We start from the raw sequence: 15,571 nt of genomic DNA on the forward strand, positions 1-15,571 counted from the left end.
AGGTAAGAACAATGCGTGTCACTCAAAGTATGATATCCAATAATTCATTACGAAATTTAAGCTCATCGTATGAGCGAATCGGAAAACTTCTAGAACAAAACTCGACAGGGAAAAAAATTACGAGACCGTCCGATGATCCAGTGGTCGCGATGAAAGGCATGTTTTATCGATCCAATCTGACGGAAATTGAACAATACAAACGTAATTTGTCCGAGCTCTATTTATGGATGGAAAACTCTGAAGCGGGGATTGAACAGGCTAACCAAGGCTTGCACCGTGTCCGTGAATTAGTGCTGCAAGGGAAGAATGGGACACTAAGTGAAGAAGATCGTGAATCCGTATCCCGGGAAATTGAACAAATCAAAAAAGATCTCGTGAATGTTGCTAACACACAAGTAGCAGGTCGATATATTTTTCATGGAACCGATACGAAAAACCCTCCTGTGTCAAATCCAGATAACCCGGTTGTTGCAGCCAACCTAAATGATCGGAAAATAGATAACTACATGGTAGAGGTTTCACAAGGTGTTTCCTTGAAGGCGAACGTAAATCCTAATCAGGTCTTCAACCAAGAGCTTTTTGACACCGTACAAGATATTCAAAAAGCATTAGAAAGTGATAATCCAGAGGACTTAGATCAATTATTAGGTCGTATTGATAAAGTAATGGAAACCGTAACGGCAGAGCGTTCAGAACTTGGTGCCCGCTATAACCGTCTTGAAATGGTAGACGACCGCCTATTCCAGCAGGAAGTAACGGCAGCGAGGATCCTTTCAGATAACGAAGATGTCGATATGGAAAAAGTCATCACGGAGTTAAAAACACAAGAAAGTGTCCATCGTGCAGCACTAGCTGTCGGGGCACGAATTATTCAACCGACTCTTATGGACTTTTTAAGATAAGAATGAAAGGGGACTATTAGGTTAGTTCCCTTTTTATATGGAGGTACGTAATATGAATTTCCCGCAGATACGCCTGCAATCCACTCCAGCGAAAATTGAGATCCAAACCAAGCCAGGTAGAATGGAAATCGAGCAGCCTCCTGCGAAGCTGGACCTTCAGCAGCCAAAAGGTAAGCTAGACATTGAACATATTCCCTCAAAGCTCACCATCGATCAAACAGAAGCATGGGCAGACATGGACTTAAAGCATATTTCAAGACGAATAGCGGAATTTGCCAAGCAGGGATATGAAGACTGGCTTTCTGGACTTGCCCGCGTTTCCCAAGATGGGGATGAGTTGATGAAGATAGAGAACGGTGGCAACCCACTAGCTGAGCAGGCGAAACGCAATAGCGAAAACCCAAGCTATGATTTTAATATTGGCTGGATCCCATCGGCTGGCAGTGTCAAAATAAATTACGATCCTGGCGATGTGAACATTCATTTTGAACCTCATAGGGTGATTAATAATACGAAACCGCAGAAACCTATAATCGAGCATGTACCAGCTAAGGTAAATATTAAACTTAAGCAATATAGCGACATGAAAATTGAATTTGAAAATCTAAAACATGTCGGGGTTGGTTACGAACAAGAAATTTAAATAGAAGGAATGTGAAGGATGAAGATACAGACTAGTTACCATGGAGAAATTTTAATAGAAGAGCGGGATAGGCTAGTTTTTAAAAATGGAATTCCTGGATTTGGAGATGAAACCTCATTTATGCTGTTACCCGTTCCCGAGAATCCTATATTTCAAGTTTTACAATCGACGAACACACCGGGGCTTGCGTTTATCGTTACGAATCCGTTTCACTTTTTTGAGGGGTATGATTTTACTTTAGAGACTGGGACGCTTGATCAACTGGGGATTCAGCAAGAGAGTGATGTCCTTGTTTATACGATTTTGACCTTGAAAAATCCTTTTGAAAATTCGACTGCCAATCTGCAAGCTCCTATTGTTATTAACCAAAAAAACAACCACGGAAAACAAGTGATTTTGAATCACCCAGATTATAAAACAAGACATCTGTTTGTCGAGTCACAAACAGCGTCGATGAAAGGGTGAGACGATGTTAATTTTAACTAGAAAAAGCGGAGAAGCGATTCAAATCGGAGAAGACATCGAAATTGTGGTGAAACAGATTAGTGGCGATCAAGTAAAACTAGGTATAAATGCCCCTAAGAATGTCGAAATTCATCGGAAAGAAATTTATTTAGACATCCAATCCGAAAACCAAAACGCCTCAAAAGGGGTGGGCGACCTACTATCCATCCTACCCAAAGACAAAAAATGATAAAAATTGACCAAAACTATTAAACTCAAACCCATATCCTCCGATAATACTAGTGTAAAGGAGAACTAAAGACGGCCGCTTTAGTCTCCTGACAAAAACCATACAGCTCACAAGGAAGTGGGCTTCATCTCAAGGAGGAGAAAGTTATTATGCGTATTAATCATAATATTGCGGCGTTGAATACTTATCGTCAATTAACAAGTGCATCTGGTGCACAATCAAAATCAATGGAGAAATTATCTTCAGGTCTTCGTATTAACAGTGCAGCAGATGACGCTGCAGGATTAGCGATCTCTGAAAAAATGCGTGGACAAATTCGTGGTTTGGATATGGCAGCTAAAAATGCTCAAGATGGGATTTCTTTAATTCAAACTGCTGAAGGTGCTCTAAATGAAACACATGACATTCTTCAACGTATGCGTGAGTTAGCAACTCAATCTTCAAATGATACAAATACAGCTACTGATCGTGAAGAATTGCAAAAAGAAGTAGATCAATTATCCCAAGAATTAACAAGAATAGGGAATAACACTGAATTTAATACTCAAAAACTTCTAAATGGTTCATTTGAAGGCACGTTCCATATTGGAGCAAATGAAAACCAAAATTTAAAACTTGATATCAGTGATATGCGCGGAAGCTCTTTAGGAGTGACTGGTAATGTTACTTTAGAGGTTACTGCAACTGTTACTGATGCTGGTGATGGTACAGATGATATCGCAGACGGTAGTTATAATGTTGCAAAAAATGAAACTTCTGGAGACTTTGAACTTATTAATGATAAAGGACAAGCTGTTGCAACGAGTACAGATGGTAAAAGCTGGACTGCTGCAAATGGCGATGATACATTAACATTTGGTGAAGCTGTGACAACAGGCAGTGTGAAAATTTCTTCAGGTTCTGCTACTGCTACTGGATCAGTAACCAATGAAGGCTTACAAGCTGGTGTTTACAAATATGATGATACAGCGAAAGCATTATTAGATAATAATGGAGATGTTGTAGCTGTGTCTGATGATGCAACAACATTTAAAGATTATGAAGGGAATACTTTAGTAACATTTAGTGCTGCTATTTCAAATGGTGATGAAATTACTGTTCGTGGCATTGATATTTCTACTCATGACAATGCAAATGCTGCAATTACAAAAATTAATTCCGCGATTGAAACTGTTTCTGCTGAACGTTCTAAACTAGGTGCTTACCAAAACCGTTTAGATCATTCGATCAATAATCTTAATACTTCAAGTGAAAACTTAACAGCAGCAGAATCACGTATCCGAGATGTAGACATGGCGAAAGAAATGATGAACCAAACTAAGAATTCAATTCTTGCGCAAGCAGCACAAGCAATGTTGGCTCAATCGAATCAAATGCCTCAAGGAGTATTACAACTCTTGAGATAATTTGATTAGAAGGGCGTCTAGCTTGGCAACGAGCTAGAGTATAACTGGGTGAATTGCTGGAACTTCCTAAAGCTTCATCAACCACAACGTAACCGGAAATGGTAAGCGTGATGGTTTGAAAATGGATGAGGATGAAACAATGGATAATCAGCAGCCAAGCTCCTGTGAGGAAAATCTGGAGAAGGTTCAACGACTAGAGAATACGGTCTAAGGCATATGCTATGACTATGAATCTCATAGGGCAGTGAATACTGTTCGAAGTGCCCAGCCCCACACCGTTTATGTGGGTGAAGATATAGTCTATTCTGTAATCGAAAGGTACAGTCGCAAAGCAAGCGAACCAACAACCACAAGGAGTTCTTCAACTTCTTCGTTAATAGTAAAACCAAGATGGTCTTCCTTCAAAGGAGCCATCTTTTTTTAGTTCATCCAACATAGATTAATAGGTAAATTTGAAATTTTACGATTTATTATCAGACGATCAATTTTTAAGGTTATTCTCTATCATTTTCCCCAAACCCCTTAATTTCCCCAATCTCCAACCGATATAACTACTAGAAGATTAACCGAAAGGAACGAACAAAATGATTGAACGCATACAAAATCAGTCTTATGCTTCACAAATCAAATCGAACTTTGTTGAGAGAGCAACTGCTGAGAAATCGTCAACTGAACAAGTTCAATCATCTAATCGAGAAAACCGTAAAGAAGAACCCGTGACAAAAGAAAAGCTAGAAAATGTCGTACAAGGCATGAACAAATTTCTACAAGCATCGAACACGCATTTAAAGTTTGAGTTTCACGAAGGTTTACAGGAGTATTATGTAACCATCGTCGATGATATCAATCATGAGGTTATTAAAGAAATCCCTTCAAAGAAACTATTAGATATGCATGCTGCGATGACTGAGTTTATCGGGCTAATGGTAGATAAGAAGATTTAAAGGAGTTAATGGGTATGAGAATAGGCGGACTTGCAAGTGGGATGGATATTGATTCAATGGTCAAAGAATTAATGACAGCTGAAAAGATCCCTCTTAATAAGCTTGAGCAAAAAAAGCAATATCTTGAATGGCAACGTGATGACTATCGGGAAATCAACAAAATGATGTTTAATTTTGATAATCTTATTTTTGATAGTGTGATGAAACAAGGGACATATGCCCAAAAAACCGTTAGTGTATCAAACCCGAATGAATTTACTATTCGGAATTTAAATTCTACAAGTGATTTTTCTGGAACCCTTCAAGTTGAGCAATTGGCTTCAGCTGCTACCATGTTTAGTGGTTCCAGTACAGGCATTGACCCATCGAAGAAATTAAGTGACTACATCACCGGAACTCAAACGATCAAAATCAATGCCATCAATCCGGATGGAACGATGCAGGATAAGCCTACAGAAATCACCTTTGATCCTGCAGAAGAAACAATCGGAAGCTTGATTAACAAAATTAATTCTGTGTCAAATGTAAGTATGTTCTTTGATTCAGCAACTGGAAAAGTTGCGGCCACAGCCAAAAATACGGGAAATAATAAAGACGGAGCGGAAATCGTTTTAGAAGGCGACTTTTTCATCAATGTCTTAAATCTTCAACTGGATAATCAAGCTGCCGCGACTGCTGGAAATGGAACAGAAGGGCAGAACGCTAAATTTTCTTATAATGGGTTAGCAACCGAAAGGGCTTCCAATACGTTCACCATCAACGGCTTTGAAGTCAGCTTAAAAAATGCAAGCAACACACCTGTTACCTTTAGTTCCTCCCCTGACGTTGATGGGATTTTAGAAAAAATCGTTAAATTTGTCGATCAGTATAATAAGCTGATTGAAAAAGTGAACGGGGACCTCAATGAAAAACGCTATCGTGACTTCCAACCACTAACGGCTGAGCAAAAAGAGTCTATGGAAGAGAAGGAGATTGAACTCTGGGAAGAAAGGGCGAAAAGCGGGACACTAAGGAATGACTCGATTCTTGCTTCTGCCATAAATAAAATGAGATCTGATCTGTACTCACCAGTATCTGGTGCAGAGGGATTGAGCCAGTTGGCGGAGATCGGTATTACGACTTCAAATGATTATCTTGATCGCGGAAAGCTCGTGATCAATGAAAAGAAGTTAAAAGAAGCGATTTCTAAAGATCCTAATGCCATATATGAGCTATTCGCCAAAGAGGGTGCGACCACTTCTGAAAAAGGGTTGGCTAGAAGATTAAGAGAAACCTTAGATGCCACGATGAAAAACGTGGAAGAAAAAGCAGGTAAAGGCTCAAGCACGAATAGCACATTTACTTTAGGGCGTAACTTAGACAATATTGAAGACCAAATGGATCGTTTCCAAGACCGTCTTATTCAAATTGAGGATCGCTATTGGCGTCAATTTACCGCCATGGAAAAGGCGATCCAGCAATCGAACCAGCAATCCATGTTCCTCATGCAGCAATTTGGCGGAGGGATGTAATATTATTTTTATGAAAGGAGGGTTCCTATGGCAATCAATAACCCGTATAAAGCATACCAAAACAACTCTGTTACGACAGCATCCCCAAGTGAATTAACCCTTATGCTTTATAACGGCTGTCTGAAGTTTATCCATATTGCAAAGAAGGCAATTGAAGATAAAAATATTGAACTTAAAAACACCAATATCCAAAAAGCACAAGCTATTATTCAAGAGCTGATGGTCACATTAAACCTGGACATTGAGCTGTCCCAAAATATGATGGTACTCTATGATTATATGAACCGTAGACTGATGGAGGCTAATCTTCATAACGACACGGCTATTCTTGATGAAGTCGACGGATTAATTGTCGAATTTCGCGATACTTGGAAGCAAATGATTCAATCGAATCGCCAACAGAAGTCTGGGATCCAGGGTGATCGAGCCTAATGAGTGCAGTGCAGCAGTGTTATGACATTACAAAAGAGTTGTTTATTTTGGTGGACAAAGTTGATTCTGAATATCGTGATCAAGTCATTGAAAAGGTGGAAGCTTTGTTAGAGCGGCGCGGGTCACTATTAAAGAGCATTCAGGCTCCATTTCCGGAAGAGGAAAAAGCTCAAGGAGTTCAAATTGTCCGCTGGAATACGAAGATTGATCAAAAGTTAGTTTTACTTCGAACCGACATTAAACGGGATATGAATGGATTAAACAAGAAAAAAACATCCGTGAAGAAATACACGAATCCTTATGATTCTTTACAGTTTGATGGGATGTTTTATGATAAGCGGAAGTAAATAATGTTAGAGTTATAGGTTGAAGTACAAAACTACCTTTAGCAGTGCTATAAGAGGGTAAAATCGCTGTTTACTTACAGCGATTTTACCTTTTACTTTATTTTCTGTCCTTCCTTATATTTAGATAAGCATTTTTTACATATACAATGCTTTCTTTTACTTTCTTCAGGAACAAGTTCAAAGATTTGATTAGGAAATACTTCTTTGTCACACCAGCAGTTCCCATGTTCTCCTGCACCTGTCTTACACTCGTTTTCTTCTCCACATAAAGGACAATATTTATTTTCCAATTTAATCCTCCTCAATCTTTCATAATATTTGTCTACCAGAAGTTTTATATCCTTTTTAATTTTAGCGTACTTGTAGAATACAAGGTTAGAAATCACGAATTTTTTTCACATCAACACTTGTAATCCAACTTTGGTTCCGGTTGCAAAACTCCTTATTTGTTCCTGTCACAACCTCAAACAATAGTCACGAATCCGTCAAATTTACTAAGTTTATACTATATTGATCAGTAGAAGAATAGTAATAAGAAAGGCTAAATCTTGTATACATAAAGCCGCTTTCTCCTATTCCTTCAGGGGAAATTCATCAATTTGCTACAAAGTGGTAAAAAAATTGACAAAATTTTTCGAAAAGTTTAAGCAGGAATATTGGAGGGAATAGAGAAATATATAAACATAGCTTTTTTCTAAAGGAGGAGTTTTCATGTTGAACTACAACATTCGAGGCGAGAACATTGAGGTAACTCCAGCAATAAGAGACCATGTTGAAAAGAAAATCGGGAAATTAGGTCGTTACTTCAATGAAACTCCTGATGCCAATGTACATGTGAATTTGAAAGTGTATCAAGATACAACCACTAAGGTAGAAGTCACAATCCCAATGCCTCACCTAGTACTTCGTGCAGAAGAGCGAAATGAGGATATGTATGCAGGGATTGACTTAATCGTAAATAAATTAGAGCGACAAATTCGTAAACATAAAACAAAAGTGAATCGTAAAATGCGTGAAAAAGGAAGTCCGAAAGAATTCTTTGCAGCCCAAGAAGACTTGAGTAATGTCGAACCAAATCCAGAAGGACATGGAGTTCCAGCCTTCCAGGAAGAAGAGGACGATATGGAATTGGTTCGTACCAAACAATTTAATCTCAAGCCAATGGACAGCGAGGAAGCGATTCTTCAAATGAACCTTTTAGGTCACAGCTTCTTCATCTACACAGACGCAGAATCAAACGCAACCAACATCGTCTATAAGCGTCGCGATGGGAAATATGGATTGATTGAAACGAACTAACAAATTAATTGATTGTACAAGGGTGTCCCCGTGGTCGGGGACACCCTTTTTTAATGCTTTAAAGGACAGCGGGACGGTTCTCGATCGCTTTAAAGCGATCGAGAACCGTCCCGTATTTCTTCACCGTGCTAACGTAATAGTGATAAAATTCAAATAGAATTCAGAATAAACAAATAATGTAAAATGAGAAGGGATTTGGAATAAAATGTCGAAGCGGTGTATGAGAGTTTTATAAATTTGGCTTTGAAAAACAAATATGGAGAGGGTCTTGAATCTTGAAAACTGCTATTGAAGTAAATGGACATGTTGAGAAAACAGAAAAAGTACATCCCTGGCTTTCTATATGGTTGAAGCCAAGAAAAACCATTAGGTATGTAATCGATCATAAAAAATTTGCATGGGTGTTCCTATTAGCTTGCCTTGCTGGAATCTCTAATGTATTAGACGGGGCGTCAACCTCCAATATTGCCGATAAAGTTTCCACTTCTGTTGAAGGAATTGTCTTATTTGGATTATTGTTGGGACCTATTTTTGGTTTGCTCATTTGGGCTATAACCTCTTTGCTTTATTGGTCGATAGGTAAGGTTTTTAAAGGAACAGGAACTTTAAAGGAAGTCATGGTGGCTTCCGCGTGGGGATTTATTCCGATTATTGTTTCATTACTGTTATGGATTCCCGATCTACAAATATTAGGGATCTTTAATTTTTCTACCCTTGCTCCACCTATGACAGCTGGGGAGAGTTTCATCATTATTATCTCAGCTCTTTTGGAAATGGTTATATCAGTGTGGTATGTCGTCGTTTTAATCAAAGCGATTGCGGAAGCTCACCGATTCTCTGCCTTGAAAGGTCTGGGGACAGTGATTATCCCTGGCTTTGTAGTGTTCTTATTCCTATTATTACTAATTTTTGTTTCATTATAAAAAATATATGTTGGAGATGGTACTGTGAGAAAACAAAGAAATCGTTGGATATGTACCTTTATGGCTATCCTCCTCCTCAGCATGACCATCCTCCCTGTCACAACATCAGCAGAAATACAACCTTGGAAGGGCAACCCATGGGAAGGGAATCCGTGGGAGGGAGACCCCTGGGAAGGAAGCACATTTGAAGGCGAAGAAGAAAAGGTAGAATGGGTTGAAAAAGAAGCAACAGACGAGCTTGACTCTGAAGTACTTGAAAAATTAAAAGAAGAAGGTTTGGGGAAAGAAGAGATCGAGAAACTAAAAAACATTGAAAACCTAGAAAGCATCAAATACACGGATCCAGAGCTTTGGGAATTCTTAACGAATGGAAATGAAATAGAAAATTATTTCAAGCGTATCGGTATCGGATTAAAGGATACGTTCATCGGTCTATGGGAAGGGACGAAGGAAGGAACAAGTAATGCTTGGGACTATGTAAGCTCGGGGGAAATGTGGTCCGATACGAAAGGGATGGCTAGTGAAAGCTTCCGCTATTTTACATCCGGTGAGGTGATCGACGACTTTAAATCGCAAGTTCACTATCATCTGTCAGGTCAATCATGGGAGGACTTGAAAGGCGGACTTTCATCGGCTTGGAATTATACTAGTAATATCGGAAGTTATCTTTTTTCTAAACAAAGTGTATCTGACCTATATGGGTATTTTACATCGGGTGAAGTCTTGATGGACTATGCGGAGGACTTTGAAGCCTTTGCGACGGGGGTGGATCCTGAAAGTCAGCAAAAGATTTCCGGTGGAGCGAGGTTTTTGGCAGCGGGAAGTATTTTGATAAAACCTCTGAAAATCGTGAAAAAGTTAGATGAAGTTGGAGAAGCGGCGGTGGATACAGGGGATGTTGTGAAGAAGGATAAGGGGGATGATGGTAATAAGGGTATAGAAAAAGGCAAAAATATTAAAGACTATAAAAAGACATTCTTTAATGAATATCCTGACCTTAAGGGTAGTGTTGTGGTTCATCATGCAATAGAGCAACAAATTTTAAAAAGACATCCTAATTTATTTTCACTTGATGAAATACATGCTTTAGAAAACCTGAGAGGGATACCAAAAGAAGTAAACAATAATATACATTTATCAAAAATAAGAAGGGATTGGAATAGATTTTATAGAAATAATCCAAATCCTACAAAAGAAGAAGTAATAAATTATATGATAGAGTTAGATAAGAAATATGGTGAAAATTTTAATCCGCCAGTGAAAAGGTAAGTATGTGGGAGGAGGAGTAACTAATGATATTATATTTTTTAGAACCAGAAGTATCAGGTGGTCATGGTGAATATACCATTTATGGAACAGAAGATGAAATTGCAACAGAGGGTATATCAGGAAAGGTAAAATATTTGCATTATGAATTTGAAGGATGGCTAGGAGATGACCTATTAGAGTCAACACCAGCCTTCATCGTGTCAAGTAAACTTGAAACAGAATTAGAGAATAGTGATTTTATAGATTACAAACTTGAAGAGTGTTTGATTACAACGTCAGATGAATTTATAGAAATGTATCCAAATAAAGAAATTCCTGCATTCAGCAGATTTATTCCGCTTGGTAAAATTGAAGTTGAAGAAGAGAACTTCAAAAATTGGTCAGGACATCATTTCTGTTTATCACCGAATGGTGAGTTAGTTATAACTCAAGAAGCATTGGATTTTTTAAATAGAGTTTCAATAGATAATTGTTGTATTACACCCCTAACACAGGAATAAATTATAAAAACCTTAGAGATATTAACATTCTCTAAGGTTTTATTTTTGGAGGGGGAGTGACGATTAGATAGCTTTTTACATAGATTAGAGATATAACCCTTGTAAGCCCTATAGGATGTTTTAACAAATTTTATATTACTTACAGCACCTTTAAAACGTATGACCTGTTTCAGGTTGGCTAAAAAAGCGGTGGGAAGCAGGTAATAATTTTAATAAAGAAAATTGTCCTCGTTACCCTTAAAATGAGGTAGAGTTGGAAACAAAAGAAGTAGGGGGCAAAAAGTACGTAGTTGATTCATATGCACCTAATAAGGAAATAGCATCAAGAAAAATTTACTCAACTTAGTGAAGTGCAAGAAAAGACAGCTAAGAGTTACTTAAATGAAATTACAAAAAATTATCCTTCAGGCTCTAAAATATCAAATGATACTTTTAATCCAAACGCTCTCAAAGGAGGGCGACTTAAAGATGAATTAAATTAGAAGGACTAGTTCGAAATAAACCAATTCCTCAAACAATTCTTGATGAAGCAACAAAAAACAGGATTATAATTAGGGATATTAAGGGGAAAGTGTATAATTGATTATGAAAGTTTATTATTGTGACGAATGGTCGGATATCAAAAAGAAGCCTTGGAATATTCTTGATGACCGCACTGCATACGCATGCCATCAAAAACATGAACCATATACGGCAGTATTAACTGAAGATGAAAAACCTAAATATATTGTAAATGTAACAAATGAATGGGTTTCAGTAAGCTTTTATGATGATTTCACTCGTAAGTATCTAAATTATGACTTTGAAGTTATAAGTGATAATAAGATTTTTTTAAGAACAGCAATGTATTGGGAATATAATGAAGAAACTGATAAGGAAGTAAGTAGTTTGATTTTGGGCTTCCACGAAGATGGCTATATAGCAATGGAAAAGAGAGACTTTAAGACCGGTTCAGTCGAGGAGCGCGAGAGTAGCGATACCCTAGAAAGAAACTGGGATGTATTTCCTGAATTTGGTCAGTATATTCATTTGTGCAGAGAGGAAAGGTAACTTGTTTAGAGCACTCTTCAGTGCCAAAGCTAGTTATACGAAAGGTTGTCATATATCGGAAACACAAAAGGCAAGTGAACTAAAGACAATTTAAATATTGAGTTGGACAAAAAGAATAATGATATAGTTTAAAAATAGAGACTCCATGAAGGTAATACCCTCATGGAGTTTTATTTTAATGCTAAGATAACGTAAAAATTACGAGAATTGGGCGAGATGACATTTTAAATGGACTAGAAAAGTTAGAAGAAGGCTTGGGAAAAGAAGAGATAGAGAATATGAAAAATATTAAAAACATAGAAAGCATTAAATACACAGACCCAAAGCTTTGGGAATTCTTAACGAATGGAAAAGAAGTGGAAAATTACTTCAAGCGGGTCTGCAAGTATTTTTAAAGGTTCTGGTAATCTTGATAATCTTGTTCCGATGAATGGGAATCTAAATAAAGGTGAATGGAAGAAACTTGAGAAATACATGGGCAGATGCACTTAAACAAGGTGATAAAATAAAAGTAAAGATCACCCCAAACTACAAGGGAGACTCGCACCGTCTAGTAAGTTTTAATATTAAGTATAAAATTAGTGATGATGATTGGGAAATTAGACGATTTGATAATGTACCGGGGGGAAAGTTAGATGAATGAAGAACAATTAGATAGATTATATCAACAGATAGCAGAAGTTGTAGTAGACACCATTCCAGAAGAATGGTCTAAGGTTTATCTATACGGTGAGGTAGTTGAGGGATCTCAGACTGCCTACTTCTATTATTACCCTGAAGGTAGTGACAAACCTATATATAGCCATGATATTACTGAACTATTTACAATAAGTGAACTAGAATACTCAGAAAAATGGCATCGCTTGGTAGACTTTGCTCAGGAACTTTGGAAAGAGTTTAAAGATAAGGGTCAAGAGCCTTGGACAAATTTTACTTTGGTTTTGGATAAGGTAGGAAAGTTTAATATTGACTTTAATTATGATGATCTTTCAAATATAGACTCGCATGAAAGAAAAACTATTTGGAAGTATAAGAATCTTGGCCTAACACCCAAAAGTAACTCCGGAAAAAAACATTTAGAAAAATATCTTGACACGCTGGAATAAAAAGTTATCTAAAGGAAGAACAATTAAACAAAGTTATGATGTTAAATGATTTAGGTTCGTTTTATAATTTTGAGAATCATAACTAAAGACGGTTACAACCATTATCGAATGTCCTGATAATATTAAAATGGGGTGACAAGAAAACGAGAAATAGATAAGATGCCTATTTTAACAATTCCAGGCCGTGTGTGCTAAACTATTAGTGTCTTTTGGTACTAAAACTCCTTACTACTATGATCCTTAATTTTAGATGAGGGTCAGCCGTCTGGTTGTAGTGGAGAATAAACCACTAGTTAGTCTAAGAAAATTGGATATTTCTTGTGGTTCTAAACTATGTTTTCTTTAAAGAAGGGAAATCTTCTTAACAATGTAAAAAAATAACTCAGATATAGAAGAACTTAACACTTATGAACGGTTATTATTAGGTAACTGTTCATTTTTTTGTGTGTCGCAAGACGTGTTATGAAGTGAATCTTTCAATCAAATTAAAGATGTTTCTTCATCTATACAGAAAACTATTTTTTGGCGCATGGTTAATCACTTTCTTTGGATTTATAGAAAGCAAGGTCGTCAGATGTGTGTCTTTATAGCCATCCTCAGCTTGACCATCCTCCCTGTCACAACATCAGCAGAAATACAACCTTGGAAGGGCAACCCCTGGGAAGGGAATCCGTGGGAGGGAGATCCATGGAAAGGAAGCCCATTTGAAGGCGAAGAAGAAAAGGTAGAATGGGTTGAAAAAGAAGCAACAGACGAGCTTGACCCTGAAGTACTCGAAAAGTTAAAAGAAGAAGGCTTGGGGAAAGAAGAGATCGAGAAAATAAAAAACATTGAAAACCTAGAAAGCATCAAATACACGGATCCAGAGCTTTGGGAATTCTTAACGAATGGAAATGAAATAGAAAATTATTTCAAGCGTATCGGTATCGGATTAAACGATACGTTCGTCGGTCTATGGGAAGGGACGAAGGAAGGAACAAGTAATGCTTGGGATTATGTAAGCTCAGGAGATATGTGGTCACATTCAAAGCGATTAGCAGGTGCAAGCTATCGCTATTTAAAATCTGATGCATTCGTCGATAACCTTAGAACGATGGTTGATTATCACACGTCTGGTCAATTATGGGAGGACTTGAAAGGCGGACTTTCCTCGGCTTGGGATTATACTAGTAATATCGGAAGTTATCTTTTTTCTAAACAAAGTGTATCTGACCTATATGGGTATTTTACATCTGGTGAAGTCTTGATGGACTATGCGGAAGACTTTGAAGCCTTTGCGACGGGAGTAGATCCGGAAACCCCAAAAAGGATTTCAGTTGGAACAAGGGCTATTACGGGATTGAGTATGGTCTTTGTACCTATAAAAGTTGGAAAGAAGTTAGGTAAGGTTGGAGAGGCGGCTAGTGAAGCAAGGGTGGTTAAGGAGGATGATAGAGACCATGATGGAGTAGATGGTAATAAGGGTATTGATAATGCTAAACTAAGTCCCTCTAAGTACTCAAATCCAGACCCACCAATGTCTCTACCACCTGTAAGATATGAACCGAAAACAATAGAAGAAGTCATAAGAATGCGTCAATTAAAACAAGAATAGCGGAATGACCTAACTTTTATATTAAATAACACAGGTCAGATTAAGGGGAATTATGGATGTGTCCTATTGAAAAATAAGAAAAATGGGAAGCAGATTATTTAAAGTAGAAAAGAAACCATTGAATAGCTTTAAGTGGTTCAATGGTTTCTTATTAGGAGCATGCCCCGTGTCCACAACAGAGCAAGATACAAGAGGTGTTGGTTCAAAACAGATGTAAGTGGATAATCACCCTGAATCAAGTAGTTTTATAAAGTAAAACTGCTTACTATTGGAGATACAAAACCTTAATATAACATAAGGTTCGTTAGGCTTTAATTAAGGTAGTCGCCACTAATTGCCTTGATTTTATTTGATTTTCAGGATGCTAAGTTTATTTCGGAGCTTTTTTGTTAAAATATTTGAACTGTTGCCACCTTTTCACTTTACTTCTTAACCGTTATAATGAATTTACTTTTATAAGTTAATATGTGGGAATTATGGTGAGGTGATGAAATGAAAATCGATGATGTTGATCGAAAGATTTTACAGTTATTAACCGAGAATGGTCGTCTTTCCTATGTGGATATCGGGAAGGAGCTTCATTTATCTCGTGTAGCGGTACGCGAACGGGTTAATCAGCTAATGGAAGGTGGAGTAATCGAGCGTTTTAGTGTAGTTATTAATTCAGAGAAAGTCGGTAAACAGGTATCTGCCTTCTTTGAAGTGGATTGTGAGCCAGCCTATTTGGTGGAAGTTGCCCAAGACCTAGCCGATAATCCGAGCGTGGCGAGCTGTTACCAAATGACAGGGCCAAGTACACTACATATGCATGTGCTAGTTGAAGATTTTACCGCTCTCGAAAAATTCGTCAACAATGAATTATATTCTCTCGAAGGAATCACTAGAGTAGAAAGTCATATATTATTAAGAAGATTTAAAAGTCGAAATGGACTTAAGCTATAAGAAAAAGAG

At 37.5% G+C, this 15,571-nt stretch carries 21 protein-coding genes; 20 read left to right on the forward strand and 1 reads right to left on the reverse strand.

Translation table 11 applies throughout. The annotated features are described in order from the left end of the window. Positions 1-11 precede the first annotated feature (11 nt). The 9 genes from flgL to fliT all read left to right on the forward strand — a co-directional run bounded on the left by flgL (position 12) and on the right by fliT (position 6,879). Positions 12-902 (forward strand): flagellar hook-associated protein FlgL, encoded by an 891-nt coding sequence (gene flgL / locus JOC86_RS11725; protein WP_205172687.1) that lies wholly within the window; start codon positions 12-14, stop codon positions 900-902. 37 nt (positions 903-939) lie between these two features. Further along, positions 940-1,545, forward strand: a complete 606-nt coding sequence (locus JOC86_RS11730) for a DUF6470 family protein (protein WP_239587531.1) — start codon at positions 940-942, stop codon at positions 1,543-1,545. Between the two features lie 18 nt (positions 1,546-1,563). Then, positions 1,564-2,010 carry a flagellar assembly protein FliW gene (gene fliW, locus JOC86_RS11735; RefSeq protein ID WP_205172690.1) on the forward strand — a complete coding sequence of 149 codons (447 nt, stop codon included), beginning with the start codon at positions 1,564-1,566 and terminating at the stop codon, positions 2,008-2,010. 4 nt (positions 2,011-2,014) lie between these two features. Then, a complete protein-coding gene (csrA, locus tag JOC86_RS11740; RefSeq protein WP_205172693.1) occupies positions 2,015-2,239 on the forward strand; it encodes a carbon storage regulator CsrA in 225 nt (74 codons plus the stop codon). Positions 2,240-2,388: 149 nt separating this feature from the next. After that, positions 2,389-3,645 (forward strand): flagellin N-terminal helical domain-containing protein, encoded by a 1,257-nt coding sequence (locus JOC86_RS11745; RefSeq protein ID WP_205172695.1) that lies wholly within the window; start codon positions 2,389-2,391, stop codon positions 3,643-3,645. Between the two features lie 584 nt (positions 3,646-4,229). Continuing rightward, entirely contained in the window at positions 4,230-4,589 is a 360-nt protein-coding gene (flaG, locus tag JOC86_RS11750; RefSeq protein ID WP_205172698.1) for a flagellar protein FlaG, read from the forward strand. A gap of 14 nt (positions 4,590-4,603) precedes the next feature. Beyond that, a complete protein-coding gene (locus JOC86_RS11755) occupies positions 4,604-6,100 on the forward strand; it encodes a flagellar hook-associated protein 2 (protein WP_239587532.1) in 1,497 nt (498 codons plus the stop codon). 27 nt (positions 6,101-6,127) lie between these two features. After that, a complete protein-coding gene (fliS, locus tag JOC86_RS11760; protein ID WP_205172704.1) occupies positions 6,128-6,532 on the forward strand; it encodes a flagellar export chaperone FliS in 405 nt (134 codons plus the stop codon). After that, positions 6,532-6,879, forward strand: a complete 348-nt coding sequence (gene fliT, locus JOC86_RS11765; RefSeq protein WP_205172707.1) for a flagellar protein FliT — start codon at positions 6,532-6,534, stop codon at positions 6,877-6,879. The genes fliS and fliT overlap by 1 nt, the downstream gene beginning before the upstream one ends. Before the next feature lie 92 nt (positions 6,880-6,971). Here the strand turns inward: fliT and JOC86_RS11770 are convergent, their stop codons facing one another. After that, positions 6,972-7,169 (reverse strand): cysteine-rich CWC family protein, encoded by a 198-nt coding sequence (locus JOC86_RS11770; RefSeq protein ID WP_205172710.1) that lies wholly within the window; start codon positions 7,167-7,169, stop codon positions 6,972-6,974. Positions 7,170-7,590: 421 nt separating this feature from the next. Between JOC86_RS11770 and hpf the strand changes: the two genes are divergently transcribed. The 11 genes from hpf (at position 7,591) to JOC86_RS11815 (ending at position 15,562) form a co-directional block, all read left to right on the forward strand. Further along, on the forward strand, positions 7,591-8,178 hold the full coding sequence (hpf, locus tag JOC86_RS11775) for a ribosome hibernation-promoting factor, HPF/YfiA family (protein ID WP_239587533.1): 588 nt from the start codon (positions 7,591-7,593) through the stop codon (positions 8,176-8,178). Positions 8,179-8,453: 275 nt separating this feature from the next. Then, a complete protein-coding gene (locus JOC86_RS11780; RefSeq protein WP_205172713.1) occupies positions 8,454-9,101 on the forward strand; it encodes a Yip1 family protein in 648 nt (215 codons plus the stop codon). A gap of 24 nt (positions 9,102-9,125) precedes the next feature. Next, positions 9,126-10,370 carry a hypothetical protein gene (locus tag JOC86_RS11785; protein WP_205172716.1) on the forward strand — a complete coding sequence of 415 codons (1,245 nt, stop codon included), beginning with the start codon at positions 9,126-9,128 and terminating at the stop codon, positions 10,368-10,370. A 23-nt stretch (positions 10,371-10,393) separates the two neighbouring features. Beyond that, positions 10,394-10,870, forward strand: a complete 477-nt coding sequence (locus JOC86_RS11790; protein ID WP_205172718.1) for a hypothetical protein — start codon at positions 10,394-10,396, stop codon at positions 10,868-10,870. A gap of 585 nt (positions 10,871-11,455) precedes the next feature. Further along, complete coding sequence (locus tag JOC86_RS11795) at positions 11,456-11,920, forward strand: hypothetical protein (RefSeq protein ID WP_205173506.1); 465 nt, start codon at positions 11,456-11,458, stop codon at positions 11,918-11,920. 345 nt (positions 11,921-12,265) lie between these two features. Then, entirely contained in the window at positions 12,266-12,412 is a 147-nt protein-coding gene (locus JOC86_RS25000) for a DNA/RNA non-specific endonuclease (protein ID WP_275583396.1), read from the forward strand. Then, the gene (locus tag JOC86_RS11800) at positions 12,384-12,563 is read left to right on the forward strand and encodes a DNA/RNA non-specific endonuclease (protein WP_275583397.1); all 180 of its coding nucleotides are present in this window, start codon (positions 12,384-12,386) and stop codon (positions 12,561-12,563) included. The genes JOC86_RS25000 and JOC86_RS11800 overlap by 29 nt, the downstream gene beginning before the upstream one ends. Further along, positions 12,556-13,026, forward strand: a complete 471-nt coding sequence (locus tag JOC86_RS11805) for an antitoxin YezG family protein (protein ID WP_205172721.1) — start codon at positions 12,556-12,558, stop codon at positions 13,024-13,026. Before JOC86_RS11800 ends, JOC86_RS11805 begins: the two co-directional genes overlap by 8 nt. A 529-nt stretch (positions 13,027-13,555) precedes the next feature. Next, positions 13,556-14,620 carry a hypothetical protein gene (locus JOC86_RS11810; protein ID WP_205173537.1) on the forward strand — a complete coding sequence of 355 codons (1,065 nt, stop codon included), beginning with the start codon at positions 13,556-13,558 and terminating at the stop codon, positions 14,618-14,620. Between the two features lie 82 nt (positions 14,621-14,702). Continuing rightward, entirely contained in the window at positions 14,703-14,837 is a 135-nt protein-coding gene (locus tag JOC86_RS25005; RefSeq protein WP_275583398.1) for a hypothetical protein, read from the forward strand. Between the two features lie 275 nt (positions 14,838-15,112). After that, positions 15,113-15,562: an Lrp/AsnC family transcriptional regulator gene (locus tag JOC86_RS11815; protein WP_205172724.1), complete on the forward strand. Its 450-nt coding sequence runs from the start codon at positions 15,113-15,115 to the stop codon at positions 15,560-15,562. Positions 15,563-15,571 lie beyond the last annotated feature (9 nt).

The organism is Rossellomorea pakistanensis (genome assembly GCF_016908495.1).
Lineage (GTDB): Bacteria > Bacillota > Bacilli > Bacillales > Bacillaceae_B > Rossellomorea > Rossellomorea pakistanensis.

What these genes read in the sequence shown, in the direction of transcription:
- flgL (WP_205172687.1), top strand. Translation starts at nt 12, where the DNA reads ATGCGTGTCACTCAAAGTATGATATCCAATAATTCATTACGAAATTTA.
- JOC86_RS11730 (WP_239587531.1), top strand. Translation starts at nt 940, where the DNA reads ATGGAGGTACGTAATATGAATTTCCCGCAGATACGCCTGCAATCCACT.
- fliW (WP_205172690.1), top strand. Translation starts at nt 1,564, where the DNA reads ATGAAGATACAGACTAGTTACCATGGAGAAATTTTAATAGAAGAGCGG.
- csrA (WP_205172693.1), top strand. Translation starts at nt 2,015, where the DNA reads ATGTTAATTTTAACTAGAAAAAGCGGAGAAGCGATTCAAATCGGAGAA.
- JOC86_RS11745 (WP_205172695.1), top strand. Translation starts at nt 2,389, where the DNA reads ATGCGTATTAATCATAATATTGCGGCGTTGAATACTTATCGTCAATTA.
- flaG (WP_205172698.1), top strand. Translation starts at nt 4,230, where the DNA reads ATGATTGAACGCATACAAAATCAGTCTTATGCTTCACAAATCAAATCG.
- JOC86_RS11755 (WP_239587532.1), top strand. Translation starts at nt 4,604, where the DNA reads ATGAGAATAGGCGGACTTGCAAGTGGGATGGATATTGATTCAATGGTC.
- fliS (WP_205172704.1), top strand. Translation starts at nt 6,128, where the DNA reads ATGGCAATCAATAACCCGTATAAAGCATACCAAAACAACTCTGTTACG.
- fliT (WP_205172707.1), top strand. Translation starts at nt 6,532, where the DNA reads ATGAGTGCAGTGCAGCAGTGTTATGACATTACAAAAGAGTTGTTTATT.
- hpf (WP_239587533.1), top strand. Translation starts at nt 7,591, where the DNA reads ATGTTGAACTACAACATTCGAGGCGAGAACATTGAGGTAACTCCAGCA.
- JOC86_RS11790 (WP_205172718.1), top strand. Translation starts at nt 10,394, where the DNA reads ATGATATTATATTTTTTAGAACCAGAAGTATCAGGTGGTCATGGTGAA.
- JOC86_RS11795 (WP_205173506.1), top strand. Translation starts at nt 11,456, where the DNA reads ATGAAAGTTTATTATTGTGACGAATGGTCGGATATCAAAAAGAAGCCT.
- JOC86_RS25000 (WP_275583396.1), top strand. Translation starts at nt 12,266, where the DNA reads ATGGAAAAGAAGTGGAAAATTACTTCAAGCGGGTCTGCAAGTATTTTT.
- JOC86_RS11805 (WP_205172721.1), top strand. Translation starts at nt 12,556, where the DNA reads ATGAATGAAGAACAATTAGATAGATTATATCAACAGATAGCAGAAGTT.
- JOC86_RS11810 (WP_205173537.1), top strand. Translation starts at nt 13,556, where the DNA reads ATGGTTAATCACTTTCTTTGGATTTATAGAAAGCAAGGTCGTCAGATG.
- JOC86_RS25005 (WP_275583398.1), top strand. Translation starts at nt 14,703, where the DNA reads ATGGGAAGCAGATTATTTAAAGTAGAAAAGAAACCATTGAATAGCTTT.
- JOC86_RS11815 (WP_205172724.1), top strand. Translation starts at nt 15,113, where the DNA reads ATGAAAATCGATGATGTTGATCGAAAGATTTTACAGTTATTAACCGAG.